This is a genomic window from Ruegeria sp. AD5 (assembly GCF_056542345.1).
In genome coordinates this window covers 1-4026 of record NZ_JBQFZR010000013.1, presented here as the reverse complement: position 1 = coordinate 4026, position 4026 = coordinate 1, and the positions used below count along the sequence as shown (strand labels likewise).

3 protein-coding genes are annotated in these 4026 nt (G+C 61.5%); all 3 read left to right on the top strand.

The window, feature by feature from the left end:
- Positions 1-1299, top strand: a 1299-nt coding sequence (locus tag ACR0JG_RS20710; RefSeq protein WP_480572526.1) for a glutamine synthetase family protein, incomplete at its 5' end; no start/stop codon positions are given.
- A gap of 128 nt (positions 1300-1427) precedes the next feature.
- Positions 1428-2810 (top strand): aldehyde dehydrogenase family protein, encoded by a 1383-nt coding sequence (locus ACR0JG_RS20705; RefSeq protein WP_480572523.1) that lies wholly within the window; start codon positions 1428-1430, stop codon positions 2808-2810.
- 67 nt (positions 2811-2877) lie between these two features.
- A complete protein-coding gene (locus ACR0JG_RS20700; protein WP_480572520.1) occupies positions 2878-4023 on the top strand; it encodes an iron-containing alcohol dehydrogenase in 1146 nt (381 codons plus the stop codon).
- The last annotated feature ends 3 nt before the right edge of the window (positions 4024-4026 follow it).

Here is a 4026-nt window from a genome sequence, read left to right as displayed (position 1 = left end):
GTATTGGTTTGTCTGGTTGACATGCAGGGCCGTTTGATGGGGAAGCGGTTTCATGCGGGTCATTTTGTTGCGGGGGCGTGGGAAGAGACGCATTGCTGCAATTATCTGCTGGCGACGGATCTCGAGATGGGGACGCCGGACGGGTATGCGTCGACCAGTTGGGAGCGGGGCTATGGCGATTATGTGATGAAGCCGGATCTGAGCACGCTGCGCCCAGTGCCGTGGCTGGAAGGCACGGCGATGGTGATGTGCGATGTGCTGGATCATCACACGCATGAAGAAGTGCCACACGCGCCGCGCTCGATCCTGAAACGCCAGGTGAACCGGCTGAAGGCGATGGGTTATGACGCCATGTGCGCCACCGAGCTGGAGTTTTTCCTGTTCGAGAAAAGCTTTGATCAGATCCGCAAGGAAGGCTTTCGCGACCTTGAGCCGATCTCGGGGTACAACGAAGACTATCACATCCTTCAGACCACCAAGGAAGAGCATGTGATGCGCCCGATCCGCAACCATCTGTGGGATGCGGGGATACCGGTCGAGAACACGAAAGGTGAGGCCGAGACCGGGCAGGAAGAACTGAACATCAAATATGCGCCTGCGATGGAGACGGCCGAGTATCACTCGATCGCCAAGAACGCGGTGAAAGAGATTGCCTGGCAGCATGGGCATGCCGCGACCTTCCTGCCGAAATGGCATCATGAGAAGGTGGGCAGTTCCAGCCACGTGCATCAGTCGCTCTGGTCCGAGGGGCGGCCGATCTTTTTCGACGAAAAAGATCCGCTCGGCATGTCGGATGTGATGAAAAGCTACATGGCGGGTCTTTTGAAATACGCCGCCGATTACACCTGTTTCATGGCGCCCTACATCAACAGCTACAAGCGGTTCATGAAGGGGACCTTTGCGCCGACGCGGATCATCTGGTCGGTGGACAACCGCACCGCCGGGTTCCGCCTGTGCGGTGACGGCACCAAGACGGTGCGGGTGGAATGCCGTATCCCGGGCTCGGATATGAACCCCTATCTGGCGATGGCTGGGATGCTGGCGGCGGGGATCGCTGGGATCGAAGAAGGGCTGGAGTTGCAGCCGCCGACCACGGGCGACGTCTATCAGGGAGAGACGGGGATGATCCCGGGCAATCTGCGCGCGGCGCGGGATGCGCTGCATGGCTCGGCGATGTTGCGGGCTGCGATGGGAGATGACGTTGTCGATCACTATGCGCGCGCGGCCGAGGTTGAGATCGAAGAGTTTGAGCGCGTGGTGACCGATTGGGAAATTGCCCGCGGGTTCGAGCGGGCTTGAGAGGGTGAAAGCGAGGGGCCAGCCCCGCCGCCATTGGCGCTCGAACCAATGGCGTACCAATGGCGGCCCCCGAGATATTTATGGCCAGATGAAGCAGGGATCCTGCTCTCTTTAGAGATGGAGTGACTATGGGGCAGATGTTGCAATGTGTCTCGCCGATTGATGGGTTGGTTTTTGCCGAGCGCGAGGTGTTGTCGCGGGAGGCCGCGTTTGAGGTTGCGGGCCGGGCGCGGGCCGCACAGGCGGCTTGGGCGGCGCGGCCCTTGCGGGAACGCATTGATCTCGTGATGGCGGGTGTGGCTGCTGTTGGCGCGATGAATGAGGAAATCGTGCCCGAGTTGGCGCATATGATGGGTCGCCCGGTGCGCTATGGCGGTGAATTCGGCGGCTTCAACGAGCGCGCAAGCCATATGGCCGGGATTGCCGAAAGCGCATTGGCTGATATCGCGGTGGGCGAAGATGAGACGTTCAAGCGCTATATCAGGCGCATCCCGCATGGGGTGGTGTTTGTGGTGGCGCCGTGGAACTACCCCTACATGACGGCGATCAACACGGTGGCCCCGGCGCTGATCGCGGGTAATACGGTGATCCTGAAACACGCCACGCAGACCCTGCTGGTGGGCGAGCGTATGGCGCAGGCCTTCCATGCAGCGGGTGTGCCCGAAGACGTGTTCCAGAATGTCTTTCTGAGCCATGACGTGACCAACGATCTGATCGCGGGCAATGCGTTCGACTTCGTGAACTTCACCGGATCGGTCGGCGGCGGCCAGGCGATGGAGCGCGCGGCGGCGGGCACCTTTACCGGCGTCGGGACTGAGCTGGGCGGCAAGGATCCGGGCTATGTGATGGACGATGCCGATCTGGAGGCGGCGGTTGAGACGCTGATCGACGGGGCAATGTTCAACGCGGGCCAGTGCTGCTGCGGGATCGAGCGGATTTATGTGCATGAAAGCCTGTATGACGACTTCGTCGCCAGGGCGGTGGAGATCGTGAAAGGCTATAAGCTGGGCAATCCGCTGGACGCTGAGACCACCATTGGGCCGATGGCCAATGTGCGCTTTGCCGATGAGGTACGGGCGCAGATTGCCGAGGCGGTCGAGGCTGGTGCGGTGGCCCATATCGACATCTTCCCTGAGGATGATGGCGGCGCATATCTGACGCCGCAGATCCTGACCAATGTCACCCATGACATGCGGGTGATGCGGGATGAAAGCTTTGGTCCGGTAGTGGGCATCATGAAAGTGTCCTCGGATGACGAGGCCACCCGGCTGATGAATGACAGTGAGTTTGGCCTGACAGCGAGCCTCTGGACCCGCGATCTGGACCGTGCAGCGCGGGTGGGTGACCAGATTGAGACGGGCACCGTCTTCATGAACCGGGCCGATTATCTGGATCCCGGCCTGTGCTGGACCGGCTGCAAGAATACCGGGCGCGGCGGCGGTCTCTCGGTCATTGGCTATCACAACCTGACACGTCCCAAATCCTATCACCTGAAAAAGGTCACGGGCTAAGGACGCCGGCCTGCCTCGGAATGACCCCCTCGCCGGGGCAGGCCTTTTGACACGAAGGAAAGCAAACATGTCACTTGTTGGAAACTGGTCTTATCCAACCGCAATCAAATTCGGGGCCGGGCGGATCAATGAATTACCCGAAGCCTGTGCGGCGGCCGGCATGAAGAAGCCGCTGCTGGTCACCGACAAGGGGCTGGCCGACCTGCCGATCACCACCGCGACGCTGGATATCATGGAGACCGCCGGTCTGGGCCGGGGTCTGTTCGCGGATGTGGACCCGAACCCCAATGAACAGAACCTCGAGGCCGGTGTTGCGGCCTATAACGCGGGCGGCCATGACGGGGTGATCGCTTTTGGCGGCGGCTCGGGGCTGGATCTGGGCAAGATGGTCGCCTTCATGTGTGGTCAGACGCGCCCGGTCTGGGACTTTGAGGACATCGGCGATTGGTGGACCCGAGCGGATGCCGATGCCATCGCGCCGATCATCGCCGTGCCCACAACTGCCGGGACCGGGTCCGAAGTGGGGCGCGCCAGCGTCATCACCAATTCTGAAACCCACGCCAAGAAGATCATCTTCCATCCCAAGGTGCTGCCGACCGTGGTGATCTGCGACCCCGAGCTGACGGTGGGCATGCCCAAGTTCATCACCGCAGGCACTGGTCTGGATGCGTTCGCGCATTGTGTCGAGGCGTTCAGCAGCCCGCATTACCACCCGATGTCTCAGGGCATCGCGCTGGAAGGAATGCGGCTGGTCAAGGACTACCTGCCACGTGCCTATGCGGACGGCACCGACATCGAAGCCCGCGCCCAGATGATGAGCGCGGCGGCGATGGGGGCCACCGCCTTCCAGAAAGGCCTGGGCGCCATCCACGCCATGAGCCACCCCGTCGGCGCGGTGTTCAACACCCACCACGGCACCACCAACGCGGTCTGCATGCCCGCCGTGCTCGAGTTCAACGCGCCAGTCATCGCCGACCGCTTCCAGCAGGCCGCCGCCTATCTGGGCATCGACGGCGGCTTCGACGGCTTCCGCAGCTTCGTGCAAGAGTTCAACGACAGCCTCGCCATCCCCCGCAAACTCTCCGACCTCGGCGTCACCAAAGCCGCCATCCCCGAACTGGTCCAGGGCGCAATCATCGACCCCTCATGCGGAGGTAACCCAATCCAACTCAACCAACAAAACATCACTGAGCTGTTTAAAGTGGCGATCTGACAG

Coding starts and splice junctions, on each gene's coding strand:
- ACR0JG_RS20705 (WP_480572523.1), top strand. CDS start 1,428: ATGGGGCAGATGTTGCAATGTGTCTCGCCGATTGATGGGTTGGTTTTT.
- ACR0JG_RS20700 (WP_480572520.1), top strand. CDS start 2,878: ATGTCACTTGTTGGAAACTGGTCTTATCCAACCGCAATCAAATTCGGG.